At 66.5% G+C, this 26,280-nt stretch carries 28 protein-coding genes and 3 tRNA genes; 11 read left to right on the top strand and 20 right to left on the bottom strand.

Going from position 1 to position 26,280, the window contains the following annotated elements; genetic code table 11:
- Positions 1-2: 2 nt before the first annotated feature.
- A complete protein-coding gene (locus NGB94_RS01710) occupies positions 3-1,010 on the bottom strand; it encodes an alpha/beta fold hydrolase (RefSeq protein WP_325788605.1) in 1,008 nt (335 codons plus the stop codon).
- A 21-nt stretch (positions 1,011-1,031) separates the two neighbouring features.
- The gene (pyrE, locus tag NGB94_RS01705) at positions 1,032-1,601 is read right to left on the bottom strand and encodes an orotate phosphoribosyltransferase (protein ID WP_152224850.1); all 570 of its coding nucleotides are present in this window, start codon (positions 1,599-1,601) and stop codon (positions 1,032-1,034) included.
- Between the two features lie 112 nt (positions 1,602-1,713).
- Between pyrE and nadE the strand changes: the two genes are divergently transcribed.
- Positions 1,714-2,535 (top strand): ammonia-dependent NAD(+) synthetase, encoded by an 822-nt coding sequence (nadE, locus tag NGB94_RS01700; protein ID WP_325788604.1) that lies wholly within the window; start codon positions 1,714-1,716, stop codon positions 2,533-2,535.
- Positions 2,536-2,775: 240 nt separating this feature from the next.
- On the opposite strand, the gene NGB94_RS01695 is transcribed toward nadE, so the two are convergent.
- A complete protein-coding gene (locus tag NGB94_RS01695) occupies positions 2,776-3,426 on the bottom strand; it encodes a CoA transferase subunit B (RefSeq protein ID WP_325788602.1) in 651 nt (216 codons plus the stop codon).
- Between the two features lie 4 nt (positions 3,427-3,430).
- Positions 3,431-4,138, bottom strand: a complete 708-nt coding sequence (locus NGB94_RS01690) for a CoA transferase subunit A (RefSeq protein WP_325788601.1) — start codon at positions 4,136-4,138, stop codon at positions 3,431-3,433.
- 139 nt (positions 4,139-4,277) lie between these two features.
- Here NGB94_RS01690 and NGB94_RS01685 point away from each other — a divergent pair, with 139 nt between their 5' ends.
- The 3 genes from NGB94_RS01685 to NGB94_RS01675 all read left to right on the top strand — a co-directional run bounded on the left by NGB94_RS01685 (position 4,278) and on the right by NGB94_RS01675 (position 7,334).
- On the top strand, positions 4,278-5,057 hold the full coding sequence (locus NGB94_RS01685) for an IclR family transcriptional regulator (protein WP_325788599.1): 780 nt from the start codon (positions 4,278-4,280) through the stop codon (positions 5,055-5,057).
- Positions 5,058-5,673: 616 nt separating this feature from the next.
- Positions 5,674-6,477 carry an exodeoxyribonuclease III gene (locus NGB94_RS01680; protein ID WP_325788597.1) on the top strand — a complete coding sequence of 268 codons (804 nt, stop codon included), beginning with the start codon at positions 5,674-5,676 and terminating at the stop codon, positions 6,475-6,477.
- A 2-nt stretch (positions 6,478-6,479) separates the two neighbouring features.
- Positions 6,480-7,334 carry a hypothetical protein gene (locus NGB94_RS01675; RefSeq protein WP_325788596.1) on the top strand — a complete coding sequence of 285 codons (855 nt, stop codon included), beginning with the start codon at positions 6,480-6,482 and terminating at the stop codon, positions 7,332-7,334.
- Positions 7,335-7,454: 120 nt separating this feature from the next.
- Here the strand turns inward: NGB94_RS01675 and NGB94_RS01670 are convergent, their stop codons facing one another.
- The 9 genes from NGB94_RS01670 to NGB94_RS01630 form a co-directional block, all read right to left on the bottom strand.
- Positions 7,455-8,066, bottom strand: a complete 612-nt coding sequence (locus NGB94_RS01670) for a hypothetical protein (RefSeq protein WP_325788594.1) — start codon at positions 8,064-8,066, stop codon at positions 7,455-7,457.
- On the bottom strand, positions 8,063-8,665 hold the full coding sequence (locus NGB94_RS01665; protein WP_325788592.1) for a DUF6286 domain-containing protein: 603 nt from the start codon (positions 8,663-8,665) through the stop codon (positions 8,063-8,065). Before NGB94_RS01665 ends, NGB94_RS01670 begins: the two co-directional genes overlap by 4 nt.
- The gene (locus NGB94_RS01660) at positions 8,662-9,057 is read right to left on the bottom strand and encodes a hypothetical protein (protein ID WP_325788590.1); all 396 of its coding nucleotides are present in this window, start codon (positions 9,055-9,057) and stop codon (positions 8,662-8,664) included. Before NGB94_RS01660 ends, NGB94_RS01665 begins: the two co-directional genes overlap by 4 nt.
- On the bottom strand, positions 9,054-9,245 hold the full coding sequence (locus NGB94_RS01655) for a DUF2273 domain-containing protein (protein WP_325788588.1): 192 nt from the start codon (positions 9,243-9,245) through the stop codon (positions 9,054-9,056). Before NGB94_RS01655 ends, NGB94_RS01660 begins: the two co-directional genes overlap by 4 nt.
- A gap of 77 nt (positions 9,246-9,322) precedes the next feature.
- The gene (locus tag NGB94_RS01650) at positions 9,323-9,907 is read right to left on the bottom strand and encodes an Asp23/Gls24 family envelope stress response protein (RefSeq protein ID WP_325788679.1); all 585 of its coding nucleotides are present in this window, start codon (positions 9,905-9,907) and stop codon (positions 9,323-9,325) included.
- 46 nt (positions 9,908-9,953) lie between these two features.
- Positions 9,954-10,397 (bottom strand): pyridoxamine 5'-phosphate oxidase family protein, encoded by a 444-nt coding sequence (locus tag NGB94_RS01645; RefSeq protein ID WP_325788587.1) that lies wholly within the window; start codon positions 10,395-10,397, stop codon positions 9,954-9,956.
- Positions 10,398-10,543: 146 nt separating this feature from the next.
- Positions 10,544-10,619, bottom strand: a tRNA-Phe gene (locus tag NGB94_RS01640).
- A gap of 57 nt (positions 10,620-10,676) precedes the next feature.
- Positions 10,677-10,750: transfer RNA gene (locus NGB94_RS01635), tRNA-Asp, on the bottom strand.
- 61 nt (positions 10,751-10,811) lie between these two features.
- Positions 10,812-10,884 (bottom strand) — tRNA-Glu (locus tag NGB94_RS01630).
- A 157-nt stretch (positions 10,885-11,041) separates the two neighbouring features.
- On the opposite strand from NGB94_RS01630, the gene NGB94_RS01625 reads away from it, so the two are divergent.
- Both NGB94_RS01625 and NGB94_RS01620 read left to right on the top strand, forming a co-directional pair.
- Positions 11,042-11,401 carry a metallopeptidase family protein gene (locus tag NGB94_RS01625; RefSeq protein ID WP_325788678.1) on the top strand — a complete coding sequence of 120 codons (360 nt, stop codon included), beginning with the start codon at positions 11,042-11,044 and terminating at the stop codon, positions 11,399-11,401.
- Between the two features lie 9 nt (positions 11,402-11,410).
- Positions 11,411-12,340, top strand: coding sequence for a cation diffusion facilitator family transporter (locus tag NGB94_RS01620; RefSeq protein WP_325788585.1), 930 nt, complete (start codon positions 11,411-11,413; stop codon positions 12,338-12,340).
- Between the two features lie 9 nt (positions 12,341-12,349).
- On the opposite strand, the gene NGB94_RS01615 is transcribed toward NGB94_RS01620, so the two are convergent.
- Positions 12,350-13,345 carry a universal stress protein gene (locus tag NGB94_RS01615; protein WP_325788583.1) on the bottom strand — a complete coding sequence of 332 codons (996 nt, stop codon included), beginning with the start codon at positions 13,343-13,345 and terminating at the stop codon, positions 12,350-12,352.
- A gap of 198 nt (positions 13,346-13,543) precedes the next feature.
- On the opposite strand from NGB94_RS01615, the gene NGB94_RS01610 reads away from it, so the two are divergent.
- Positions 13,544-14,977: an NCS2 family permease gene (locus NGB94_RS01610; RefSeq protein ID WP_325788581.1), complete on the top strand. Its 1,434-nt coding sequence runs from the start codon at positions 13,544-13,546 to the stop codon at positions 14,975-14,977.
- An 80-nt stretch (positions 14,978-15,057) separates the two neighbouring features.
- On the opposite strand, the gene NGB94_RS01605 is transcribed toward NGB94_RS01610, so the two are convergent.
- From NGB94_RS01605 to NGB94_RS01590, 4 genes are all read right to left on the bottom strand, one after another.
- Entirely contained in the window at positions 15,058-15,933 is an 876-nt protein-coding gene (locus tag NGB94_RS01605; RefSeq protein ID WP_325788580.1) for a fused MFS/spermidine synthase, read from the bottom strand.
- Between the two features lie 89 nt (positions 15,934-16,022).
- A complete protein-coding gene (locus tag NGB94_RS01600) occupies positions 16,023-16,631 on the bottom strand; it encodes an O-methyltransferase (RefSeq protein WP_325788677.1) in 609 nt (202 codons plus the stop codon).
- Positions 16,632-16,740: 109 nt separating this feature from the next.
- Positions 16,741-17,091, bottom strand: a complete 351-nt coding sequence (locus NGB94_RS01595) for a thiamine-binding protein (protein ID WP_325788578.1) — start codon at positions 17,089-17,091, stop codon at positions 16,741-16,743.
- A 61-nt stretch (positions 17,092-17,152) separates the two neighbouring features.
- Positions 17,153-18,685: an amino acid permease gene (locus NGB94_RS01590; protein ID WP_325788576.1), complete on the bottom strand. Its 1,533-nt coding sequence runs from the start codon at positions 18,683-18,685 to the stop codon at positions 17,153-17,155.
- A gap of 159 nt (positions 18,686-18,844) precedes the next feature.
- Here NGB94_RS01590 and pta point away from each other — a divergent pair, with 159 nt between their 5' ends.
- The 4 genes from pta (at position 18,845) to NGB94_RS01570 (ending at position 23,970) form a co-directional block, all read left to right on the top strand.
- A complete protein-coding gene (gene pta, locus NGB94_RS01585; protein ID WP_325788574.1) occupies positions 18,845-20,917 on the top strand; it encodes a phosphate acetyltransferase in 2,073 nt (690 codons plus the stop codon).
- A complete protein-coding gene (locus NGB94_RS01580) occupies positions 20,917-22,053 on the top strand; it encodes an acetate kinase (RefSeq protein ID WP_325788572.1) in 1,137 nt (378 codons plus the stop codon). The genes pta and NGB94_RS01580 overlap by 1 nt, the downstream gene beginning before the upstream one ends.
- A 155-nt stretch (positions 22,054-22,208) precedes the next feature.
- Positions 22,209-22,598, top strand: a complete 390-nt coding sequence (locus tag NGB94_RS01575) for a hypothetical protein (protein ID WP_325788570.1) — start codon at positions 22,209-22,211, stop codon at positions 22,596-22,598.
- Between the two features lie 187 nt (positions 22,599-22,785).
- Entirely contained in the window at positions 22,786-23,970 is a 1,185-nt protein-coding gene (locus NGB94_RS01570) for a zinc-dependent alcohol dehydrogenase (protein WP_325788569.1), read from the top strand.
- A 60-nt stretch (positions 23,971-24,030) separates the two neighbouring features.
- On the opposite strand, the gene NGB94_RS01565 is transcribed toward NGB94_RS01570, so the two are convergent.
- Both NGB94_RS01565 and NGB94_RS01560 read right to left on the bottom strand, forming a co-directional pair.
- Entirely contained in the window at positions 24,031-24,429 is a 399-nt protein-coding gene (locus NGB94_RS01565) for a hypothetical protein (protein ID WP_325788568.1), read from the bottom strand.
- A complete protein-coding gene (locus NGB94_RS01560; protein WP_325788676.1) occupies positions 24,426-26,279 on the bottom strand; it encodes a glycoside hydrolase family 15 protein in 1,854 nt (617 codons plus the stop codon). The genes NGB94_RS01565 and NGB94_RS01560 overlap by 4 nt, the downstream gene beginning before the upstream one ends.
- Position 26,280: the final 1 nt, after the last annotated feature.

Genomic DNA, 26,280 nt, shown 5'->3' with positions numbered 1-26,280 from the left:
GCCTAGAAAGGCACCTTTCCGCCGCCTCCGCCCACCGCGGGCAGCGGAACGTAGGTGTCCAGCACCTCATCCACCACCCGCTGGTAGACCAGCGGGTTCCACTGCGGACTGGCGTGCGCCGGCCGTGCACCCTCGGTGACGAGCGAATTGGAGACCATGTTGTCCGGGAACAGCTCGGTCCAGCGGGCCCTGGCGGTGTTGTAGTTCACCGTCTCGTCGCCGGGGTTTCCAATGAACGCCAGCTCGGCACTGCCCAGCGCACCGGCGTAGGCTGCGGCGTCGTAATGGTAGATGTAGGACGATTCAGACTGGATCAGGGTGCTCGACGGCGCCAGCGGGGACAGCTGCTCCAGGGTCTGGTCCACCACCGTGCCCCAGCTGCGCTCGTCCTTGTGCAGGATCCGTTCGCCCAGTTCGTAGCCGCCGCGCAGCGCGCTGGGGATCCGGTAGCCGGCCTCGTACAGCAGCACGACGCCGCGGATCATGTTCTGGTCCAGGACGTCGAACCGCCCGGCCGGGCTGGAGTCCAGGATGATCAGCTCCACCTGCACCCCGCGGGCCAGCAGCCGCGCCGCCATCTCGACGGCGACCATCCCGCCGAAGCTGTGGCCGTAGAAGTACACGCGGTTGATGCGGCGGGTGCGGATGTGCCGGAAGGCCTCGGCCTCAAGGGTGTCCAGGTCCAGGCCCTTGTTTGAATACCCGACCGCTGCCATCTGGCCGCGCCGCGCCAATGCCGGACGCAGCGAGTTCACGATCCAGACCGCTTCTTCCCAGCTGGTCTTGTACCCGGGGAACATAAACCACATGGCGCGCGGGAAGCTGGCGGCCGCGGCGTCGTCGCGCACCGTCAGGATCTCCAGCTCCTCGCGCTGCTCCTGGATCAGGCGGGTGATGAACAGGTCCGCGGCCAGCGTCAGGCCGGCGGCAGCTCCCACCAGGAACCGGCGGCGCGAAAAGCGGCCCAGGCTCTCCGCATAGCGGAGGACCTTTGCTGGGTCATCGCTCATGGGCTCCGCAACCGGTGGTGCTTAGTCGAGCCCGAGCTCGTCCTTGCCGAACGCGAACAGGTACGGCACGCCGGCTTCGGCTTCAATGCGTTCCTTGGCGCCGGTATCCCGGTCCACGATCACTGCGACGGCCACAACGTTGCCGCCCGCGTTCCGCACGCCCTCCACGGCTGTCAGCGCCGAACCGCCGGTGGTGGAGGTGTCCTCGAGGACAACGACGTCGCGGCCCGCGACGTCGGGACCTTCCACCTGGCGGCCCATGCCGTAGGACTTCTGTGCCTTGCGGACCACGAACGCGTCCACGGTGCCGCCGCTGCGCGCAGAGGCATTCATGACGGCGGTGGCGACAGGGTCCGCGCCCATGGTCAGCCCGCCGGCGCTGGCGAACTGGATGCCTGCGGACTCGATCATGTCCAGCATGACCTCGCCGACCAGCTGCGAAGCTTCGTGGTGCAGGGTGATCCGGCGCAGGTCAATGTAGTAATCGGCTTCCTTGCCGGAGGAAAGAATTACCTTTCCGCGCACCACGGCCAGTTCCTTGATCAGTTCCAGGAGGCGGGCACGGGACGCGGCGATCTGCGGGGAAGTCATGCCCCAATCCTATCCGAGCGGACCCTTTGGACCCTTCGCGGCGGCAGGGCTCCGCGTCACAGAACACCCGGCCCCTGCCCGCGGAAACTGCGCGTTGTATAGGCTGAACGCCATGCGCGAACTTCAAGCCGAAATCATTGCCGAAATGGGTGTGCACCCCGCCATTGATCCGGAAGCGGAGATCCGGCGCCGGGTGGACTTCCTCAAGGACTACCTCCATGCAGCCCACGCCAAGGGATTTGTGCTGGGCATCAGCGGCGGCGTGGACTCCACGCTCGCAGGCCGCCTGGCCCAGCTGGCCGTCGAAGAACTGAACGCGGAGGGCACGGAAGCGAACTTCATTGCCCTGCGCCTGCCTTACCGGGTCCAGCATGACGAGGACGATGCCCAGGCAGCACTGGCCTTCATCGAGCCCAAGACCTCCTGGACCTATAACATCGGCGACGCCGTGGACGGCTTCGAGAAGGCCTACGCCGCCATGGAAACCGGCACCCTCAGCGACTTCAACAAGGGCAACATCAAGGCCCGGGTACGGATGACCGCCCAGTACGCCGTCGGCGGGGAACACAACCTGCTGGTCATCGGCACGGACCACGGCGCCGAATCCGTGACCGGATTTTTCACCAAGTACGGCGACGGCGGCGCGGACATCCTGCCGCTGTTCGGCCTCAACAAGCGCCAGGTCCGCTCGCTCCTCAGCACCCTGGGCGCGTCCGACAAGCTGGTGGGCAAGGCGCCGACGGCAGACCTGCTCGACGGCGTTCCCGGCCAGACCGACGAAACCGAGCTGGGCATCACATACGACCAGATCGACGACTACCTCGAAGGCCGGGAAGTCCCTGCCGAGGCGGCGGAGAAGATCGAAAAGCGCTACCTGATGACAAGGCACAAGCGGACGACGCCGGTGTCGATTCTTGATTCTTGGTGGAGGTAGTACTTGGGTGGGGCGGGGCCCCGGAACGGCGGCAACGAAACTCCTTCGCTCGCAGAGCTCGCTGCGGAGTATTAAAGCCGCCTAACCCGGGACCCCACCCGCCAGCGGTTGGGTAGGCGAAGCGTGCCCGGCCCGGCCGGACCCGATGCGCCGACCACCGTTCCCACTCCTCGTTACGGCTGTGGCTGGTGTGACCTCAGCCGGCACCATGCGCAACAGAACGTGGGAAGGGCAGTTGGCTCAGGCCGCTGGAACTGATTCCAGGGCCACAGCAAACTGCGCACCGGTGTTGTTCCGCAGTTCCTCGAGGGTTTGGTCGGGAGCCAGACGGCGGAGGACCAGGGCGCCGTCGACCACGTCGAAGACGGCACGGTCGGTGATGATGCGGTCCACAACGCCGACGCCGGTCAGGGGCAGATCACAGTCCTGCACGATCTTCGGGCTGCCGTCCTTCGCGAGATGGTCCGTCACCACGATGACGCGCGGAGTGCCCGCCACCAGGTCCATGGCTCCGCCCATGCCTTTGACGAGCTTGCCCGGGATGGTCCAGTTCGCCAGGTCGCCGGAAGCTGAAACCTGCAGCGCGCCGAGGATCGCCGTCTGGACATGGCCGCCGCGGATCATGCCGAAGGACGTGGCCGAGTCAAAGAAGCTTCCACCGGGGAGCACCGTGACGGTCTGCTTGCCTGCGTTGATCAGGTCTGCGTCTTCCTCGCCTTCGTAGGGGAAGGGCCCCATGCCCAGCAGCCCGTTCTCGCTCTGCAGGGAAACGCTGACGCCCGGTGGCAGGTGGTTTGCCACCAGCGTGGGAATACCGATACCGAGGTTGACGTACTGGCCGTCCTCAAGCTCCGCAGCAGCGATGGCTGCCATCTCGTCCCGTGTCCACATGGTCCTAGGCCTCCATCCGGACCCGAACGGTCCGCTGCTCAATGTACTTTTCGGTGTTCTCCGCTTTCACCACGCGCTGGACGAAGATTCCCGGCGTATGGACGCGGTCCGGGTCCAGGAAGTCCGGACTGATTTCCTCGGCCTCGGCAATGGTCAGCCGGCCCGCCGCTGCAACCAGCGGATTGAAATTCTGTGCCGTCATCCGGTACCGCAGGTTGCCTTCAGCGTCCGCCACATGCGCCCGGACCAACGCAATGTCCGCAACGATGCCGCGTTCCAGGATGGCCCGCCGACCGTCGAACACCGCTTCGGGTTTGCCCTCCGCGACCGGGGTCCCGACTCCAGTGGGAGTGTAGAAGGCCGGGATTCCTGCACCGCCCGCACGGAGCCGTTCCGCGAGCGTTCCCTGCGGAACAAACTCGACGTCGAGCTCCCCCGACAGGTACTGCTCAGCGAACAGTTTGTTCTCGCCTACGTAGGAGCCGAGCACCTTGGAGACCTGCCTGTTCTCCAGCAGCACCCCGAGTCCCTTGCCGTCTACGCCCATGTTGTTGGAGACGATCGTCAGTCCGGTGGCTCCGCTCTCCCGCAGTGCCGCGATCAGGTTGACCGGAATTCCGCTCAGGCCAAAGCCGCCGACGGCGATAATCATGCCGTCCCGGACGGCCCCTGCCAGGGCCTCGGCGGCATTTTCCAGCAGTTTTCCTGTCATGGCGCAATTCTCCTGCTCATAATGTGGACCCGATTCGCATTGGTTTTGGAGGCTAGATAGCTGGGTTTACGTCGTCAATAAACCGGGCAATAGTGTTCGGGTAATGGCCAGCAGATGTGCCAGCGTTCATAATGTGGACATGACTGACGCAGTGCAGGGCGCCCAGGTTGTCCACCGGCTCGCCGGAGTCCTGCGGGCGGTGAGCGGGGCAATGCCGCACGGAATCGCCACCACTGATGTCGCCCGGGCCGCTTCCCTGCCCAGGCCGACCGCGCACCGCCTGCTTGCCTCGCTGGCAGCCGAGGGGTTCCTGGACCATGACCACCGGACCGGCCGCTGGCTGCTGGGCCCGGAGCTGTACCTGATGGGGTCCGTGGCCGCCGAACGCTACGACATCTCTGCCCTCGCCCGGGAACATGTTCGCGCCCTCGCGGAAGCGACGGGTGAAAGCGCCTTCTTCTCGGTTCGCCGCGGCAATGAGACCGTCTGCCTGCTGCGCGAGGACGGTGCGTTCCCGATCCGCTCATTCGTCCTGCATGAGGGCAAGCGCTTTCCGCTCGGTGTTGCCTCCGCCGGCCTGGCTATCCTGTCCTTCCTGCCGGAGGACTCCGTGGAAAACTACCTCTCCCAGACTGATCTGTCCGCGGACCACGGCGATGGCCACGACCCGGACGCGATCCGGGCCCGGATCCGCGAAACCCGCGCCCTTGGCTACGCGGTGAACCCGGGCCTTATCGTCACCGGAAGCTGGGGTATGGGTGCTGCTGTCTTCGATCCGGCTGGCCAGCCTGCCTGGGCCCTCAGCCTGACCGGCATAGCTCCCCGCTTCGCTGCCGAGCGCCGTCCCGACCTGGGCCGCCTCCTCCTCCACCATGCCCACGAACTCTCCAAGAAACTCCGGCCTTCTCCCGCCCGATAGCGTTTCCTTTGCACTCCTGCGCTCAGGAACGCCCGGGAGACGAATCCCCTCCACTTCGTGACATCCCTGCCACATTGGGACCAGCGGCGGGAACGGTTCCCCTCCACCTCGGGACATCCCTGCCACATTGGGACCAGCAGCGAGCACGATTCCCCTCCACTTCGGGACATCCCCGCCAGTTCGGGACAATCCTGCGCGGCGCCATGGCAGGAAAGTCCCGAACCGGATGGATTGTCCCAAACTGGAGCGATTCCCGCCGGACGAACCGGCCTGCGCATATACCCAGGGGGACCGCACTGGTCGGCCGGTGCAACCGCACCGGCCGACAGCTGAAGTGCCTGGGCTGGACCATCCGGGCAAGCCGGGTATTAGGCACAACGGTCCGCCGGACGGGCCGGGTTAGGCGGCTTTAATACTCCAAGCGAGCTCTGCGAGCGAAGGAGTTTCGTTGCCACCGTTCCAGCCCGCCCGGCGGGCCAACCGGCGGGCCAACCCGCGGACCAGCCGAGCCAACCGGTGCACCACCCCGACGAACCACCGGGCAGCAAGCAGAACCCACCAAGGCAGCACCCGGGAACGTAGGCCCCTCTTGCGCGGATTGGGTAACGTAGCAAGGGTGAAGATTGCTACTTGGAACGTGAACTCAATCCGTGCCCGTGCCGACCGCGTTGAGGCCTGGCTGCAGCGCTCTGACGTTGATGTCCTGGCTATCCAGGAGACCAAAGCCAAGGATGACAACTTCCCGTGGGAGATGTTCGAGTTCAACGGCTACGAGGTGGCGCACTTCGGACTGAGCCAGTGGAACGGCGTCGCAATTGCTTCGCGTGTAGGCCTTGACGACGTCGAGCGCACTTTTCCGGGCCAGCCGCACTTCGGCAAGACCGAGGAAACCACTGCCGCCGAGGCCCGTGCCATCGGCGCAACCTGCGGCGGCGTGCGGATCTGGAGCCTGTACGTTCCGAACGGCCGTGCCGTGGATGATCCCCACATGCCGTACAAGCTTGAGTGGCTGAAGGTCCTCCGCGACCAGGCCGCTTCCTGGATCGAAGCGGATCCCAGCCTGAACCTGGCCCTGATGGGCGACTGGAACATTGCTCCACGCGACGAGGACGTCTGGGACATTGACTGGTTCCGCGCCCAGAACGCCACCCACATCACCGAGCCCGAACGCGCTGCCTTCCAGGCGTTCCTCGACTCCGGCTTCCAGGATCTCTCCCGCCCGTACACCGAGGGTCCGGGCGTCTACACGTACTGGGACTACACGCAGCTCCGTTTCCCGAAGAAGCAGGGCATGCGCATCGACTTCGCCCTGGGCTCCCCCGCCCTGGCCGCCCGGGTTACCGGCGCCAGCATCGACCGGGAAGAACGTAAGGGCAAGGGCGCCTCGGACCACGCTCCCGTGATTGTGGAACTGGACTAGGCATGGCCGGGACACCGGAGGCTACCGTGTGGCGGACGTTCCCGTACGTGTCCTACCTTCGCGCCTACGAACCCCTGGACGCCTTCGACGACGCCCAGCAGCTGCGGATCCTCAACCAGCGCTCACGCGCCCGCCACGAGACGGAAGTCCTGGAACGCAGCGACGCCGTCCGCCGGCTGGTGCGCGCCGTTTCCGATCCGTTCCCGCATAACTCCACGGACCTGGTCCGCGTGCTGCACCATCCGGGGCCGGACGGCACCACCACGCGACTGTACTGCCCCAACCAGCTGGCGGTTCGGACGTCGCTGGCCGCTGAATCGCTGGGCGAAACTGTGCACGGGCCGCTGGTGGATGTGCTGCTGCCCGAGGTGGCCCGGGAGGCCCACGCCGCCCGGATCGATCCGGATTCATTCGCGGATTCACTGGCGAAACTACATACCCGCTCGGCCACCTGGGGAGTCCCGTTCGGCTGGTTCGTGCTGATGCACGAGGATGACCAGACCGAGGTAGTAGAGGAGGACGGCCGGGTGCTCACTGTCCGTCTTTCCGCCCCCGTGCAGCAGTGCATTGAACGGGCACGCCACGCAGCGGCCGCACTGGCCCTGGCGGCCCCGGAACTGGACCTCCTCGATGAGCTGACGGACCTCGTGGCGTGGATGGAAGTCTTCTCACCTGCCGCCGTGCTGGAGCTGGACTACGGACCGGTGGCGGACCTGGTGTATCCGGACGATTCCCCGTCCGACGTGCGGCTGGGCATCGAATCGCTGGCCGACGGCGACATGACCGGCGCCGCGGCAGCGTACCGGCGGCTGGCCGGCCGCTGGAGCCCGATCCGCCAGCTGGCCCGCGCTTCCTAGGACCCGTCCACGCCCCGCAGAAAAGCGCGCGCAGAGGGCGCACCGCAGTAAGGCACACCGCAACGGAAAGCGCCCCGCAGCAGCAGGCGTGCAGCACCAGCACGCCGGGGCAGGAACGGCCTAGCGGACCCGCTCCTCCCGGCCCAGCCGGTAACGCCTGCCGGCTTCAATGCTGATCAGCACGGTTGAGCTGCGGCCCAGTGCAGCGTCCAGGGCGTCGATCAGGTTCGTGGCGTCGGCTGCCACCAGGTGCGGCGCCGCTCCCTGGCGGGGCACGATCCGAACCCGGAGGCCGTTTCCGTCCTGCAGCTGCCAGGTGCTGACTCCCACCGAGGTTACGTCGGGGTCCTTGAGCAGGGCCTCCCGCAGGGCCTGCTCGGGCACCGAACCGCTGATGGCAATCCGCCCGGGTGCGCCGTCGTCGTCATATTCGGCAACCAGCGTGTCCGCCCGCCCGCGCCCCTGCGCAGCGATCCAGAGCACCAGGAGCACCACCATGACGATCATGGCCAGGGCCAGAGCGGGCCAGAGCCAGCTCTGGGCCTGCCCCGGAATGGATGTGCCGCTGAGCAGACGACGGAGTCCGCCGGTAAGGGACGGGGCAGTGTCCTGCCACCAGCGGGCAGCGGCCGGGTCGACGCTCAGGAGCACCAGACCGGCGCCAAGGGCGAGCAGCAGCAGGCCGCCGAGCCCAAGAAGCAGGCGGTTCACGGAGCGGGGAGTGCGGTTCACTGTCCGATCGCCCCCACGGTGGATACGAGCACGGCCACGGCGGGCTGCGGCTGGAGTCCGGTGAGCTCCAGCTCATCTTCCACAGCTGCGCGCACAGCCTCTGAGTCCACGGGAATCCCGGAGGTGGGGCGAACCCTCACCTCAACCCTCGTCCGGCCGACCGTCACCAGGACCTGGCCGGCGGTGACGCCGGCAGTGAGACGGGCCCGGCGGGCAAGCGAGGAGGCCAGGACTTCGGCGTCCACGACGACGGCGGCACGCGGGTTGGGGATGGCGCAACGGGCGCGGCGGCCGGGGAGCACCGCCATCAGGAAAAACCAGAGTCCGGCGAGGAAGATCAGGGCGCCGGTGAGGCCCAGGACCAGGACGTCCGTGTCACCCGGCAGCCCCGCGATCCAGTGGGCGAAGGTGGGCGGATCAATCAGCCACTCATCCTGGCCCAGGGACTGCAGCACGGACTCCAGCAGGACGTACAGGCAGAACAGAATCCCCAGTCCGGCGGCAATGACCGCCGGGACGGTCCGGGCGGCGTGCGTTTCACGCCGGACGATCCGGCCGGTGGATCCCTCGGTGGGCGGGGCGGCGGTGGTATCGCTCATTTCACCCTGCTCCCTTCCTGCACGCGGATGCCGGTCACCCGGATATCCACGAGGGAGAGGATTGAACCGGTGAGGTAGGTGATGCGCTCCAGCAGCGCCGGTTTGGCGGCGTGTGCGCGGTCCCAGACGGATCCTCCGGTACGCGCCACCAGCCCGGGGTCCTTCACAACAGCACCCAGCGGCGGCATGGTCACGGGCAGGGCCAGCGACAGCGCAAGGAGGCCCTGGTCGTCGCTCCAGGTGACCCGGACCGCGGAGGCGGGGATGCCGAAGTGTTCGGCGGCGACAGCCTGTGCGGTGCTGGTCAGCGCCTGGGTGCTGATCCGGTTGTGCCCGGCCAGCGGCGCAGCGGTTCGGGGCCTGGTCTCCCCCGGCACAACGGCTGTGCTCATGAGGACGAACGGCGCCCGGTCAGGGCGTCCCGCACGCTGCGGAAATCGACCTTGCCCTCGGCCGCCCGGCCAAAGAAGGCTCCGGCGGCGATGAACAGTGCCATAAGCAGGAAACCCCAGAAATCAAAGAGAAGGGCTGTGAAAGCCAGCACGGCGCCTACGGCCATGCCCACCACGGTTGGTTTCATTGTTCCTGCCTTACTCATGGTCCCCGGGACCGGATACGCGTTGGTTGGTCGTTCAAAACCCGGAAGGTTCCGCATTGTCAGTCCTGGACCGTGCCCGGCTGGCGCTTCACCGTGCGGGGGTCCAGCGCATCGGGAATGTGCACGTCCGCGACGGAGACGTTGACCTCCACGACGTTCAGCCCCACGAGGTCTTCGACGGCGGCATAGACGGCCGAGCGCACTGCGTCTGCGAGGCCGGTCAGCGGGATGCCGTACTCGGCAACCAGCGTGATGTCTACGGCTGCCTCGGTCTCGCCTACCTCCACGTTTACGCCGGCGGTGGCACTGGTGTCAGAACCGGCGACGGCGTCCCGCACCGCACCAAGGGTGCGGCCTGCGCCCGTGCCCAGCGTGTGGACTCCGGGAACCGAACGTGCGGCTATGGCTGCCACCTTGGCTACAGCCTGCTCGGCGATGGACGTGCGTCCGCCGGGTTCTGCGTCCGGGCCTGCGGCGGCCCCGGCCGGCGGCACCTCCGGCTGCAGTGCCGGGACGGCGGTGTTTGGCTTCGGGCCGGGGCCCGGAGGCGGTGAGACCTGACCCGGACCGGCCGGCGCCGGGCTCACTGGCTGGTTTCCGGCGGCGGCAGGACCGTTTCCCGGAGGAATCTGGGCATCTTCCATAAGAGCCAAGCCTAGCCCCTCACCTGCTTCGTTGGGCAGGGAGGCTTCAGCCCATGCGAACGCGGCGGCCTGTCACCTGGGTTGGATCGATGCCAACGAACATGTTCCGCTGCCCGCCGCCGTAGGGAGCGGTGCTGCGCATCCCCCACAGCGTGGTCAGCAGCGACTCGTCGCGGACGGCGTTCGCGCGCCCGCTGACCAGGACGGACCAGCCTGCCATGGCCTCGCCGTCGTGCGCGTCCACCTGGAAGGAAGTGTTGAGGTCCCCCGGCAGGAGGGCCAGACCGCTGTCCTCGCTGGTGCGGAAGTACACGTTCTTTCCGTGCACCAGGTAGTTCACGGGAAAGACCAGCAGCCGCCCGTCCTGCAGGAACGCGATCCTGCCCGTTTCCTGTCCGCCGAGCAGGGACCAGCACTGCGCTTCGCTCAGTTCCTCGTTTTCGTGCGGGCTTACTGAATCCCACTGGAATGCTTCACTGCTTGGAATCATCTTTGACCTCCATAGGCTTGACCGCTCAAGTGAAGCCGCCGACGCCTTGGAAGGAAAGGGTGCAGGCCCTCCGGACGCGGGAAGAGAGCCAAAATGCAGGCAGGCAAAAAGAAACCCCGCACTCACTGAGTACGGGGTTTCTTAGCTGGTGGCTCCGACCGGCGTCGATCCGGTGACCTTTCGATTTTCAGTCGAACGCTCTACCAACTGAGCTACAGAGCCGGGCATCATCGAAAAGATGATCACCGAGATCTTCCAAATCGCTTCAGAAAATCTGAGCGACCCTGACGGGACTTGAACCCGCGACCTCCGCCGTGACAGGGCGGCGCGCTAACCAACTGCGCTACAGGGCCTTGCTTTTCACGAGTGTAAACTCTACCAGCTTTTCAGCGGTGTAATTACCACTCCCGTGAGTACCCCCAACGGGATTCGAACCCGTGCCGCCGCCGTGAAAGGGCGGTGTCCTAGGCCGCTAGACGATGGGGGCGTAGAACACGCAGCGTTCAACCTGGCTGACACCGAAAACTTCCCGGTTCCAGTCGTGTTTCCCGGCTGCGGACTTATAAAACTATAGGGCCTATTCGCGCGATCTTCAAAATCGGGTTCCGGGCACCCCCGGCTAGAGTGGAAATGTGCCGATCGAGATGAGCCCCGATGACTTCGAAGCCGCCGTCGACGACGCCCTGAACTCCATCCCGGAGGACCTGGCCAAAGCGATGAACAACGTGGCTGTCTTCATCGAGGACGAGTACATTCCGGGTCCGCACGAGGACCCCGGCACGGAGCTGCTGGGCCTCTACGACGGCACGCCCCTGACCGAGCGGGACTCCTGGTGGGGCGCCGGGTCCCTCCCGGACCGGATCGTCATATTCAGCGGGCCGCTGACCCGCATGTGTGAGAGCAGGGAAGAACTTGTTGACGAAATCCGCATCACGGTCATCCACGAAGTGGCCCACCACTTCGGCATCGACGACGCCCGGCTGCACGAGCTCGGCTGGGGCTAGCCTGTAGACATGGGCGATCATTCCGGCCACAGCCACGGCCTGCCGTCAGGCACCGCCACGGGCAGGCACCGCCGCAAACTCCTGGCCGTTTTCCTCATCACCATTACCGTGGTGGTCATCCAGGCCGCCGGCGCCCTGATCTCCGGATCCCTGGCGCTGCTTGCCGACGCCGGGCACATGCTGTCCGACGCCGCCGGCGTCTCGATTGCGCTGCTGGCCGCCTGGATTGCCGGCCGTCCGGCAACCTCGAAGCGCACCTACGGCTACCAGCGGGCCGAGGTCCTCGCGGCACTGGCCAATGCTGTGCTGCTGATCGTCATTGCCGTGGTTATCTTCACGGAAGCGGTCCGCAGGATCGGGGACGCACCGGAGGTCCATACCGGGATCATGCTCTTCGCCGCGATCATCGGCGGGCTGGCGAACCTGGTGTCGCTGCTGATCCTGCATTCGGGGCGCAAGGACAGCCTGAACGTGCGCGGTGCGTACCTGGAGGTGCTGGGGGACCTGCTGGGCTCGGCCGCCGTGGTGGTGTCCGCCGTCGTCATCATGCTCACCGGTTACCAGCAGGCGGACGTCTGGGCCTCGTTCCTGATTGCCGCGATGATCCTGCCGCGTGCCTGGTCGCTGCTGCGCGAGGTGATTGACGTCCTGCTTGAAGCAACGCCGCAGGGCGTGGACGTGGAAATGATCCGCGAACACATTGTCCGGGTGGACGGTGTCCAGGACGCCCATGACATCCATATCTGGACCATCACCTCGGGCGTGCCGGTGTTTTCCGCGCACGTGGTGGTGGATGAGCAGTTCCTCACACCGGACGGAATGGACACCATCCTGGACCGGCTCTCGAACTGCCTCTCCAGCCACTTCGACACCGAGCACTGCACGTTCCAGCTGGAGCCGGAACGGCATGCCGTCCACGAAGGTGAACGGCACGCCTGAGTCCTGCTCCTACTGTTCGGCCATCGGGCCGAACTTCGCCCGGTCCGCCAGGCGCGGATCGTCGTAGTCCGGGACCACCATGACGGGTCCCTTGGCATGGTGCAGCACGCTCTGGCTGGTTGAGCCCAGGAGCATGCCGGCAAATCCGCCGCGGCCGCGGGTGCCGAGCACCACCAGTTCAACGTTCGCGGTGCGCCCCACCATGACCTCCGCCGGCGGTCCGTCAACCAGCTCAACGGACATCTCCACGTCAGGAAAGTGGCTCTGCAGCCAGTCCCGGCCGGCGTTGAGCTGCTCCATCAGTTCAGCGTGCAGGGCATCAACATCCAGCGGTGCCGGCACCCAGGCCAGGGAGCCGCTGAACGGGGGCAGCGCGCAGACAATGCGCAGCGGCAGTCCGGTGCTGCGGGCCTGCTCTGCGGCCACCAGGGAAGCGGCGCGGCCCTGCTCTGAACCGTCCACGCCGACGACGATGGCCTGGTGCACGTCGTCCGCAACCGGGGATCCTGCCGGAGCCGAAACCCCTGATTCGGGCAGCCGGCCGGCGGTGCGCAGGGGAACAATCACCGTGGGGCACTTGGCGTGGGCCGGAACGGCGCTGGACACGGAGCCGAGCAGCCTGCCAACGAATCCGCCGCGGCCGCGGGATCCAACCACCATGAGTTCCGCGTCTTCGGAGAGTTCAAGCAGCACTGCCGCTGCGTCGCCGCTTTCAACCCGGGAGATGACTTCCAGTCCGGAGCCGGCGACACGGGCCAGCGCTTTTTCCTGAACCGAACGGGCGCCGTCGCGGATCACCGCGTCATCAACGGCGGTATACCCGGCGTCCATGGACGACGCCGCGAAGATCGGAACGGTGTACGCGGTCACCACGTGCAGCGGGACGCGGCGGCGCCGGGCTTCCCGGGCGGCCCAGGTGAGGGCGCAGATGCTCTGGTCCGAACCATCCACTCCGACCACGATTCCGGAACGGACCGGGTCCGCCTCAAACTCAGCATCGAACACAATCGGCTCCCTTCGGGGTGCACACAGCCACCCTTGGCTGCGTTCCTATTGCCAGCCTACCCGCCGGGTCCCGCGCCGGGGGTGCGTGTTTCGGCACGGACACGCGCATTAAAACCTGCGGGCATGGCAGGTCTAATATCGAAACTGGGGGCATTCGCCCGCTCCCGCACCACAACACTCACTCAGAGGAAAACAGTCATGCTCAAACAAGGTTCAAGACTGGACCGGTATTTCGAAATCTCCAAGCGGGGCTCCACTGTCGGAACGGAGATCCGCGGAGGCCTGGCCACGTTCTTCGCCATGAGCTACATCGTGGTCCTGAACCCGCTGATCCTCGGAGGAGAAGACGGCGCCGGCAACGTCCTGGGCGGACCCGCGATCGCTGCCGCAACGGCGCTGGTCGCCGGCGTCCTGACCATCATCATGGGTGCCTGGGCCAAGCATCCCTTCGCGATGGCCACCGGTTTGGGCGTCAACGCCTTCGTTGCCGTCACTGTTGCCACCAATGAAAACCTGACCTGGCCGGACGTCATGGGCCTGGTGGTCCTGGCCGGTATCACCATGTTCATCCTGGTGCTCACCGGATTCCGTACAGCTGTCTTCAAGGCAGTACCGGCCAGCCTGAAAACCGCCATTGTGGTGGGCATCGGCCTGTTCATTGCGCTGCTTGGCTTCGTGAACGCCGGCTTCGTCCGCCGCATCCCCGACGCCGCAGGCACGACCGTTCCGGTTGAGCTCGGTTCCGGCGGCTCCCTCCTGGGCTGGCCCACCTTTGTCTTCGCCTTCGGCCTGATCCTCACCATCGCCCTGATGGCGCGCAAGGTCCGCGGCGCAATCCTGATCGGCATCCTGTCCTCCACGGTGCTGGCCGTGATCATCGAAGCCGTGGCTCCTCCCGGCAGCCAGGGCGCAGGCGAGACAACCGGATGGTCCCTGGTGACCCCGAGCATGCCCCAGTGGGGCGCTCCGGACCTGTCCCTGATCGGCAACTTCAACCTGTTTGGCTCCTTCGAGAAGCTGGGCATGATCGGTGCCACCCTGCTGGCGTTCGTGATCCTGCTCAGCATCTTCTTCGACGCCATGGGAACCATGGTTGGCCTCTCCACCGAAGCCGGAAGCATCGACAAGGACGGCAACATCCCCAACGTCGAGCGGGTCCTCCTCGTGGACGCAGCCGGAGCGATCGCCGGCGGCGGTGCCAGTGTTTCCTCAAACCAGCTGTTCGTCGAGTCCGGTGCCGGCATCGGTGAAGGCGCCCGGACCGGCCTGGCGTCAATCGTCACCGGCCTGCTGTTCATTGCCGCGATGTTCCTCACGCCGTTGATCTACCTGGTGCCGTTCGAGGCCGTGGCTCCGGCGCTCGTCGTCGTGGGTTACCTCATGGTCTCCCAGGTGGCCAAGATCGACTGGGCGGACATTGGCCTGGCGCTGCCGTCCTTCCTGACCATCGCGCTGATGCCCTTCACCTACTCCATCGCCAACGGCCTCGGCGCAGGTTTCGTCTCCTACGTGATTATCCGCACCGTGCAGGGACGCGCCAAGGAGATCCACCCGGTGATGTGGATTGTTGCCGCGGCGTTCGCCGTGTTCTTCTGCGTCGGCCCGATCGAGGCCGCCCTGGGCCTCGCCTAGGACTGTTCCGTCCGCCCAGTCGGACGGAAGCAAAGCGGTGCCCCTGCCGGTTCGGCAGGGGCACCGTTTTTTGCCCGGGCTCAGGCCGGCTGCCCGCCGGCGGCTTCGGCGTCGTGGATCACCTGCGACCCGCGGCCGAAGGACCGCACTTTCGCGTCGTCCCACAGGTGTGCCGGCATCGCCCCGCCCAGCAGCGTGCGCGGAAGCGAGGCATCCTCCGCGAAGGGAACGTCCGACCCCGCGATGATGATGTTGCCGTAGCGCCGGCCCTTGAGCATGGCCGGATCGGCAACGATGGCGGTGTGCCGGAAGGATGCGGCAACCGTCGCGGCTTCCCGGCGGGCCGTCTTCAGGTCCGGCGAGTCGCCGCAGTTGACCACGTACAGTCCGTCAGCTGCCAGCACGCGCTTGGCGTGGGCCAGGAATTCCGCCGAGGTCAGCGGGGCCGGGGTCTTGTCCCCGGCGAAGACGTCACGGATGACCAGGTCCCGGCTGTCGTCGCTGAGGGACTCGGTGACCTCCCGTGCTTCGCCTACGCGCAGCCGCATCAGCGGAGCGCGGGGCAGGTCGAACCAGCCGCGCACCAGTTCGGCAAGTTTGCCGTCCAGTTCGACGACGACCTGCCGCGCATTGGGATAGACGTCCGCGAAGTACCGTGCCATGGAGCAGGCTCCCCCGCCCAGGTGCAGTGCCCGCAGACGGGCATCTGCCGGGAAGCGGGCTTCGACCAGGGCTGCGATCCAGCGCATGTACTCAAAATCCAGTTCGCGCGGATCGGCGAGGTCGATGTGCGAGGAGTGCACGCCGTTGATCTTCAGCAGCCAGCCGGAGGAGGAGAACTGGTCCGGGAGCAGTTCGCAGGTTCCGGTGTCGATTTCGTAGCGGCCGGCTACGGGGCCGCTGCCGCCGGCCGGGGCCTCTTCGGGAGCGCCCTTGCCGGGACGCTTGCGGCCCATCAGGCGGCTGCCGGGGGAACGTGGGTAGAGCTCATGGTTCCAGCTTAGGCTTCGCTGCTCCGGCAGCGTTTCAGCGGTTCAGCGCCGGCCTACGTCACGACTGCCAGGGCGAAGCCGTCCCAGCCCTTGGCACCGACTGTCTGCAGGGCCGTGGCGTCGAGCCGCGGATGGGAACCAGCCAGTTCGAGCGCCGCACGGGTGCCCTGGATCATTTCGTCTCCGCCGGGGTCAAGGACTCCGCCGTAACGGACCACGTTGTCCAGGATCAGGACTGTTCCGGGGCGGGAGAGCCGCACCGCCCAGTCCAGGTAGGCCGGGTTGTTCACCTTGTCCGCGTCGATGAAGACCAGGTCGAACGGTTCCCCGCCCTCCAGCCCGGGCAGGGTATCCAGGGCGGCACCCACGCGGATGTCCACCAGATGCCCGACGCCGGCCCGGTCCAGGTTCCGGCGTGCCACCGAGGCGTGGAGCGGTTCGTATTCGCAGGTGACCAGGGCGCCGCCCTCCGCCAGGCCGCGGGCGAGCCAGATGGTGCTGTACCCGCCGAGGGTGCCGATCTCCAGGATCCTGCGGGCACCCTGGATCCGGGCCAGGAGCATCAAAAACTTGCCCTGCCCGGGGCTCACCTCGATCGGAGGCAGTCCGGCGGCTGCGGAATCCGCCACGGCCGCCGTCAGCGCCACGTCCGGGCGGACCACAGTGGCAGTGAGGTAGGACTCGACGTCGGCCCATCCCTGGGTGCCATGTTCTTGGCTGACCGAGGGATGCCGGGGTGCTGCGGAAGGTCCCCCGGGCACCGTGCCGGAGCTAGGAGTGGCCACGGTATTCGTCCTCCGCTGCCAGCACCTGCTCCAGGCGCTCGATCTTGCCGGTCAGTTCCCCGGTGTGGCCCGGACGGATATCCGCCTTGAGCACCAGGGAAACGCGGCTTCCGTACCGGCCTACGGCTTCGGTGGCACGGCGGATCACGTCCATGACTTCGTCCCACTCACCCTCAATGGTGGTGAACATGGCGTCGGTGCGGTTCGGCAGGCCGGACTGGCGGACGATCTTGACGGCGGCAGCAACGGCGTCGTGCACCGAAGCGTCAGCGGACGGACCACCGGGACCCGTTTCGGGACCTACACCGGACGGGGCAACTGAGAAGGCTACAAGCATGCGCCCAGTCTGCCACCGGAGGCGGCGAACCTGAACCGTACAGTCGCGCGGCGCAACAGAACTACGGTTCGGGCTGCGCCTCCGGCGTCACCGCGGAAGCTCCGCCGGCAGGCACCGCAGCGGCGTTCTTCGGATTCAGGCGGGAGCGGCGGCGCCCGTAGATGAAGTACAGCACGAAGCCGAATGCCAGCCAGAACATGAAGTAGATCCACGTTTCAACGGACAGGTTGGTCATCAGGTACAGGCACAGCAGGGCGGACAGCACCGGCAGCACCGGGCCGAACGGCACCCGGAAAGCCGGCTTGAGGTCCGGGCGCTTGCGGCGCAGCACGAGCACGCCGGCGCTGACGACGACGAACGCGGACAGGGTGCCGATGTTGATCATTTCCTCGAGCAGGTCCACCTGCGTGAACCCGGCCACCAGTGCCACCAGGACACCGCAGAGGATCTGCAGGCGGGCCGGGGTGGCGTGCTTGGAACTGGTCCGGGACAGGGCACGGGGCAGCAGGCCGTCGCGGGACATGGCCAGCACCACGCGGGCCAGGCCCATCAGCAGCACCATGATCACGGTGGTCAGGCCGATCAGCGAGCCGAGGGCGATCACCTGCGCGGCGCCGGTGTTCCCCACCAGGCTGAAGGCGGTGGCCAGGTTCGGCGATTCAACGGAGGCCAGCTCCGTGTAGGAGACCATGCCGGTCAGTGCCAGGGAGACGCCGATGTACAGGGCGGTCACCACGGTCAGTCCGGCGAAGATACCGCGGGGCAGGGTGCGCCCGGGGTTCTTGACCTCTTCGGCGGAGGTGGCCACGACGTCGAACCCGATGAAGGCGAAGAACACGACTGCCGCGCCGGCGAATACGCCGAGCACGCCGTACTGGGCCGGTGCGGCTCCGGTCATGAAGGAGAACAGGGACTGCGCCATCACGCCTTCGCTGCCGGCGGATGCGGTCGAAACCGGGTCCGGGATGAAGGGGGTGTAGTTCTCGAAGTCGATGTAGAAGAACCCGACCACGATCACGAACAGCACGACGCCGATCTTGATCAGGGTGAAGACGTTGCCTACGCGGGCGGAGAGCTTGGTGCCCATCACCAGCAGCACGGTGAAGAGGGCCACGATCAGGAACGGGCCCCAGGTCATGTCCACCGGACCGAGCGAAATGGTGGGCGGAATGTCCCAGCCGATCAGCCCGAAGACCTCACTGAGGTAGATCCCCCAGTACTTGGCGATGACGGCCGCTGCCGTGAAGAGCTCCAGGATCAGGTTCCAGCCGATGATCCAGGCGATCAGCTCACCCATGGTGGCGTACGTAAAGACGTAGGCAGAGCCTGCCACCGGGATCGCCGTCGCAAATTCGGCGTAGCACATGATGGCCAGGGCACAGGTGACCGCGGCAAGGATGAAGGAGAGCGTGACGGCCGGTCCGGAGAATTCGGCTGCGGCCTTGGCCCCGACGGAGAAAATGCCGGCGCCCACGGCTACGGCTACACCCATGATCATGAGGTCCCACGTAGTAAGGGACCGCTTGAGCCGCCGCCCCTCCTCGTCGGCATCTGCCAGTGATTGCTCAATTGGCTTGGTACGGAACAGGCTCACTGCTTAGGTCCTTGCTGTGGGGGGCGTGCCAGGACCGGTCATTAGAAGGCCGGCGGTACAAGTGTAAACACAGGCTGCTGGCTAAGTGCAGTTGGCTTTGCAAGTATGGATTAGGCCCGTGTGTGCGGTGCGGGCGCCTTCCTAGAGAACGGACATCCCATGGCCCGCGGAATCTATGTAAGTGCCATGACTCCGGGATCCGGCAAGTCCCTCATCAGCCTCGGCATAGCGGATATGCTCCAGCGGCACGCGGACCGGATCGGATTCTTCCGTCCGATCGTGGAAGGCGGCGACCGCGACAACGATCCGATGGTGCGCCTGATGCAGCGCCGCTTCGACCTCAGCACTTCCAACTGCCGCGGCGGACTGACCAGGCCGGAGCTGCGCGCCCTGCTGGTGGCCGGTGAACGCGGTGAAGTGGATGCCCGCTGCCTGGCCGTCTACAGCGAAATCGCAGCGAACTGCGACGTAGTGATCGTCGAGGGAACGGACCTTTCCGGGCACGACGTCGCCTTGGAGTTCGATCTCAACGCGCGGCTTGCGAACAACCTGGGGGCCATGGTTGTTGCCGTGGTGAACGCCCTGGACATGGGTGTTGAAGAAGTGGCCGACGCGGTGGACGTTTCCCGCCGTGAACTGGCGGCGGCTAAGTGCGACCTGCTGGCCGTGATGGTGAACCGTGCGGAGGAACCGGCGGTGGACGAGCTGCGTGCCCACGTCCGGCCCGACGCCTCGCACCGCCCGGTCTACGTGCTGCCGGAACTGAATGAAATCTCGCAGCCGTCCATCTCCGAGGTCGCGAAGTCGCTTGCCGCCCGGCAGATCGCCGGCAGCCGGTCCCTGGAGCGGGACGTCACCGGGGTGAAAGTGGCGGCGATGACGGTCGGCAACTTCATTGGCCAGCTGGCAGACGGTTCACTGGTGATTGCTCCCGGCGACCGGGCAGACGTGATGGTGGCTGCCCTGGCGTCCTCCTTCTCCTCCGAGTTCCCGGTGCCCAGCGGCATGATCCTCACCGGCGGCCTGCCCCTGGAAGCGGGAATCCTGGCCCTCCTGGCCCAGGCGCCGTTCCCCGTGTTCGCCGTGGATTCGGACACCTATGCGGCGGCGCGGGACGTGAGCAATGTCCGGGGTGAGATCGCCACCGGCCAGCCGCGGAAGGTCGCTGCAGCACTTGGCGTCTGGTCCCGCTACGTGGATGAGAACGAACTGCTGGAGCGCCTTGAGCTGCCCCGGCCGGAAAAGACGACGCCGCTGCGCTTCCTGAACGAACTGATCGTCCGGGCCCGGACGAACCGCCGGCATATTGTCCTGCCCGAGGGCCTGGACGTGCGGATCCTGCGCGCGGCAGAGATCCTCCGGCGCCGGGACGTCTGCGCCCTGACGCTGCTGGGGCCCGCGGACCAGGTCCGTGAACTGGCGGCCAGCGAGGGCATTGACCTCAGCGGCATCACCGTGATCAACCCGGCGACGAGCGGCATGCGGGACGACTTCGCCCGGGAATACCAGCAGCTGCGCGCCAAGAAGGGGGTCACCCTGGATGAGGCGAACGAGCGTATGCTCCAGGGGGCATATTTCGGAACCATGATGGTGAAGCTGGGCCGGGTGGACGGAATGGTCTCCGGTGCGGCCCACACCACCGCGAACACCATCCGCCCGGCTCTGGAGTTCATCCGGACCCGGGACAACGTGGCGATCGTTTCCTCGGTCTTCCTCATGCTGCTCCAGGACCGCGTGCTGGTTTACGGCGACTGCGCCGTGAACCCGGACCCGGATGCAGGGCAGCTGGCGGACATCGCCCTGGCTTCGGCCGCAACAGCCGAGCAGTTCGGCATCACACCCCGCGTCGCCATGCTCTCCTACTCCACAGGCGCCTCCGGGAAGGGCGACGCCGTGGAAAAGGTCCGGGAAGCAACCGAACTTGTCCGCAGGGCCCGCCCGGACCTTCCGGTCGAAGGACCGATCCAGTACGACGCCGCCGTCGACGCTTCCGTGGCAGCCTCCAAGGCACCCGGCTCTTCAGTGGCGGGACAGGCCACCGTGTTTATCTTCCCGGACCTGAACACCGGCAACAACACCTACAAGGCCGTCCAGCAGTCCGCAGGCGCCGTGGCTGTTGGCCCGATCCTGCAGGGCCTGCGCAAGCCGGTCAACGACCTATCCCGCGGCTGCACCGTCGACGACATCGTCAACACCGTGGCCATCACCGCCGTCCAGGCGCAGGAGGACTAATGCTGGTACTCGTGGTCAATTCCGGTTCTTCCTCCCTGAAGTACCAGGTGCGGGACACCGACACTCATGAGGTCCTGGCCAAGGGCCTGATCGACCGGATTGGCGGCCCGGACGTCCCGGACCACCACCAGGCCCTGGTCCAGCTGCGGCAGGAAGTCACCAAAGCGCTGGACGGAAAGTCCATCGACGCCGTCGGGCACCGCGTAGTCCACGGCGGCGAGCGCTTCAGCCAGCCGGTGCTGGTGGACAACGAGATCACCCGCGCGATCGAGCGGCTCAGCCCGCTTGCGCCGCTGCACAATCCGGCCAGCGCCATGGGTATCCGCGCGGTGGCGGACCTGTATCCGGATATTCCCCAGGTGGCGGTCTTTGACACGGCATTCCACCGGACCCTGCCGCCGCGTGCGTGGCGCTACGCCATTCCGCAGTCCCTGTACCGCCGGTACGGCATCCGCCGCTACGGTTTCCACGGCACCAGCTGTGATTACGTGAGCGGGCTGGCTGCGGACTTCCTGGGCGTGCCGGTGGAGGAGTTCGACGCCGTGATCGCCCACCTGGGCAACGGCGCCTCCGTGACGGCACTGAAGGACGGCCGTAGCATCGATACGTCGATGGGCTTCACCCCCATGGCCGGACTCGTCATGGGAACCCGCTCCGGAGACATCGATCCGTCGATCCTGGTGTTCCTGGGCCGCGAGGGCTACGGTCCGGACGACATCGACAATCTGCTGAACCGGGAATCCGGGCTGCTCGCGCTGGGCGGTGCGGCAGACATGAGGGAAGTCGAGGAGGATGCAGACGCCGGGGACGAGCAGGCACGGCAGGCCCTGGAGATAGCCGCCTACCGGCTCGCCAAGTACATCGGCGCCTACCACGTAGCGGTGGGCGGCGCGAAGGCGATCGTATTTACCGCCGGGATTGGTGAAAACGCGAGCGAGTTCCGGGCACAGGTCGCGGAAATGCTCGGCGCGCTCAACGTGCGGCTGGATCCAGAGGCCAACGCGGTCCGCTCAAAGGACGTCCGCCGGATCAGCGCTCCGGATTCAGCGATCGAAGTGCTCGTGGTCCCCACCGACGAAGAGGAAGCAATCGCCGAAGCGACGGTGGATACAGTCCTCGCCGCCGGACGCGAGTAGCAACCACGGTCCCCTGCCTGCCGCAACCCTACTGGCCGGTACTTGGATAATCCCGGCGGAGGCGCCCGGCCAAGGCGACACCGCGTGCCGGGCGTTGCTATATTGCAGGTCAGGTCAAGCAGAGGCCGCGGATTTCTCTTGTGCGTGGAGCTGGCATGGAGCACACCCTGCGGGTACTGGTACGAATCGACACGAAGACCTCATCCGCCTGCATCGAAGTGCGCGGATGCCTGGTGCCGGAAAACTCCGGGGACCTGGTGGGCATCCTCCGGCACACTGCCCTGCTGGGAGCCCACGTGATCGTTAACCTGTCCAGGGCAGCCCACCTGGACGCCCGCGCCATAGACGAACTCCTGGCGCGCGCCGAGGAAGTGCCTCCCCAGCCCATCGCGGGCGGCCTCACGACTGTCTCAGTGCAGATCCCGGAGCGGCTCCCGGCCTGCCTGCCTCCTGTTCCGCAGCACGCGGACCCCCTGGATAACAATTTGGCCTTCGAGCTGGCGTTCCTCCAGCGCAGCACCACCGTCTTCCGGCGGCCCGGGTAGCCCAGCTTCGCCGTTTCCTGCCGTCTCCTGCCCTTTCCTGCCATCTCCCGCCCCGGCCTGACCCCATCGGCCCGCCGTCTCCGTGCGCACCGGCTGCCGGGACCGCCACGCCGCGCAATTGTCAGCAGGCTTATAAATTTGGCAGGATGGGAGCAACTTATCCCGCAGCAACCAGCAGGAGGTCAGCATGAAGGCAGTGACGTGGCAGGGCAAGCGGAAGGTCAGCGTCGAAGAGGTCCCTGATCCAATCATCCAGGAGCCGACGGACGCGGTCATCCGGATCACCTCCACCGCACTGTGCGGCTCGGACCTGCATCTTTACGAGGTCCTGGGCCCGTACATGAACGCCGGGGACATCGTGGGCCACGAGCCGATGGGCATCGTGGAAGAGGTGGGCAGCGCGGTCACCAACCTCAAGCGCGGCGACCGTGTGGTCATCCCCTTCCAGATCGCCTGCGGCCAGTGCTTTATGTGCCGCCAGGGCCTGCAGACCCAGTGCGAGGTCACCCAGGTCAGGGAAAAGGGATCCGGAGCCGCCTTGTTCGGTTACTCGGAGCTCTACGGCTCGGTCCCGGGCGGACAGGCCGAGTTCCTGCGCGTGCCGCACGCCGATTACGGCCCCATCAAGGTCAGCTCCGAAGGCCCTGATGACAAGTACCTGTTCCTTTCCGATATCCTCCCCACCGCCTGGCAGGGCGTGCAGTACGCCAACGTGCCCGACGGCGGCACACTCGCCGTCTACGGCCTTGGCCCCGTGGGCCAGTTCGCCGCGCGGATCGGCACCCACCTGGGGTACCGGGTCATCGGCATCGAGCCGGAAGCGGAGCGCCGCGAGATGGCGGCCCGCCATGGCGCCGAGGTGGTGGACTTCTCCAAGGACCTCGGCGACGAGCTGCGGGAAATGACGTCCGGCCGCGGACCGGACTCGGTGGTGGACGCCGTGGGCATGGAAGCGCACGGCTCCCACGCCGGGGCCTTCGCCCAGGCAGCAGTTGGACTGCTCCCCGATGCCCTGGCACAGAAGGCAATGGAGACGGCCGGAACAGACCGCCTGTCCGTCCTGCACAGTGCGATTGACGCAGTGCGCCGCGGCGGCACCATTTCGCTGAGCGGTGTCTACGGCGGCACCGCCAGCCCCATGCCGCTGATGACCATGTTCGACAAGCAGCTGAATTTCCGCATGGGCCAGGCCAACGTCAAGCGCTGGATTGATGACCTGCTCCCGCTGGTCGAGGACTCAGCGGATCCGCTGGGCGTCAACGATCTGGTGACCCACCGGGCCGGCCTGGAGGCAGCGCCGGAGCTTTACGAGAAGTTCCAGAAGAAGGAAGACGGCTGCATCAAGGTGGTCTTCCAGCCCGGCCTGAACTAGGCAGGGCCAGAGCCGGCGAAAGGCTGTGCCCGTCCGGATTTCCGGGCGGGCACAGCTTTTCTATGCCTTCCGCAGGCTCCACGCCCAGCGGATCAGGGGAAGCTGCAGAGGCAGCCGCAGGCTGTGGATCACCCGTTCACGGTCCGATCCGCGCTCCCCAAAGGCCCGTTCAAGCGCACTGACGTGCCCGGCAATGAATGCCGCATACATCAGTGCTGTTCCGGTCGCCGCTGCACGCCGGGTCGCTGGAATCAGCAGTGCACCCGCAGCGGCGGCTTCGATCACGCCGCTGGCGCTGATCCACTGGCTGCGCGTCAGCACACCGAAGCGGCCGCCCTTGTCCCGGCAGAGACTGCGGGGAACTACTCCTGCGTAGAAGCCCGGATTGCGGAAGTGGTTCACGGCGCTGACGCTGAGCAGGGCAGCCATGGCGGCGGCCGAGACGTTCTGTTTGTTCATGGGCTGCTTTCCATTGGTTCTGCCGGCTGGGTGCTGCGCAGGCGCTGTTCGGCTTCGGCGGAATGGATTGCATCCGCCGCACGGACCAGGGCCAGATGGGAGAAGGCCTGCGGATAGTTGCCTGCCATGCGCCCGTCCACTGTGTCATATTCCTCACTCAGCAGCCCAACCTCGTTGGCGTACCCCACCAGCTGGTCCATCAGCCGGATCGCCTCGGCGAGCCGCCCGGTGCGGGCATACTGCTCCGCGAGCCAGAAACTGCAGGCCAGGAAGGGATTTTCTCCCGGCGTCAGGCCGTCTACGCCCGTCCCGCTGCGGTAGCGGAGCAGCAGGCCCTGACCATTGAGCAGCTCCCGCTCCAGGAATGCGACGGTCCCCAGCATCCGGGGATCGTCATAGTCCAGGAACCCAACCTGCGGCAGCTGGAGCAGTGACGCATCCGCCTCGACTGTTCCGTAGCACTGCACGAAGGTGTTTCGTCCGGCGTCAAAGCCGCGGTCCAGGATTTCGGTGCGCAGTCCGTCGCGGAGTGCTTCCCACAGCTCCACCGGACCGTCCATGCCGTCCTGCCTGGCAGCCCTGGCCGCGCGGTCGAACGCCGCCCACATCATGACCCGGGAATGGGTGAAGAACTGCGGGTCGCCGCGGACCTCCCAGATCCCGTGGTCCGGATCCTCCAGGTGGCGTTCCAGGAATCCCAGCAGGGCACGCTGCAGCGGCCAGGAGAAGCTGTCCTCATCCACTCCCCTGTCCCGCATCCGGGACAGGGCCACCATCACCGTGCCGACGACGTCGGCCTGGTACTGATCAACGGCACCGTTGCCCAGCCGGACCGGCAGCGAACCCGCGTAGCCGGGGAACTGGGGAAGGATCCTCTCTGGCAGTTCCCGTCCCCCGTCCACGGCATACATGATCTGCAGATCGTCCGGGTCGCCGGCCACCGCCCGCAGCAGCCAGTTCCGCCAGTGCGCAGCTTCGTCGTCGTACCCGTGGGTCATCATCGCCTCAAGGGTCAGCGCAGCGTCCCTCAGCCAGCAGTACCGGTAATCCCAGTTCCGGGAGCCGCCAAACTCCTCCGGCAGGGACATGGTGGGCGCGGCGACAATCCCGCCGGTATCTTCATGCGTCAGCGCCCGCAGGACCAGCAGCGAGCGCCGCACCGGCTGCCGGTAGCGCTTCCGGTCCACGCAGAGCCCGGCCCAGTCCTGCCAGTACGCAACGGTGCGGGCCAGTCCTTCGTCGATGTCCACCTCTTCGGGCGTCTCACGGTGGGAGGGGTACCAGGTCAGCTCCAAATCCACGGTTTCGCCCGCGCGGACCGGGAACTGGCCGGTATGCCGGTGGTCGCTGCCGTGCGGGATGTTTCCGCCGGTCAGCACCATGGCACTGGGACCGGCAATGCACAGCAGCCGTTCTTTTCCGTTGTGTGCCTCACGCCGCATCCAGGGCACCGTGGTGCCGTAGTTGAATCTGACTTCAAGTTCCTGGCGCATCAGCACGGTGCCGCTCAGGCCTTCGACCCGGCGGACCACGGAGGCTCTCCGGTCCTTGACCGGCATGAAGTCGGTAACCAGCACTTCACCGCTGTCAGTGCGCCAGCGGGTCTGCAGGATGAAGGTTGACTCAAGGTAGTTCCGGCGCAGCACCCTGGCTCCGGGCTGGTCCGGGGCCAGCAGCCAGCGGCCGTGCTCTTCCGTGCCCAGCAGGGCGCCGAAGACCGACGGCGAGTCGAACCGGGGAAGGCACAGCCAGTCCACGCTTCCGGACCGGGACACCAGGGCGCCGGTGTGGAGGTCGGAGATCAGGGCGTAGTCCTCGATTGGAGTGGCCATTGCACCACTCAACCACAGG

Origin of the sequence: Arthrobacter koreensis (assembly GCF_035792275.1) — a bacterium.
In the GTDB taxonomy this organism is placed as follows: Bacteria; Actinomycetota; Actinomycetes; order Actinomycetales; family Micrococcaceae; genus Arthrobacter_B; species Arthrobacter_B koreensis_A.
Note: the sequence above shows the minus strand (reverse complement) of the source record. Positions and strands in the feature narration are given on the sequence as shown.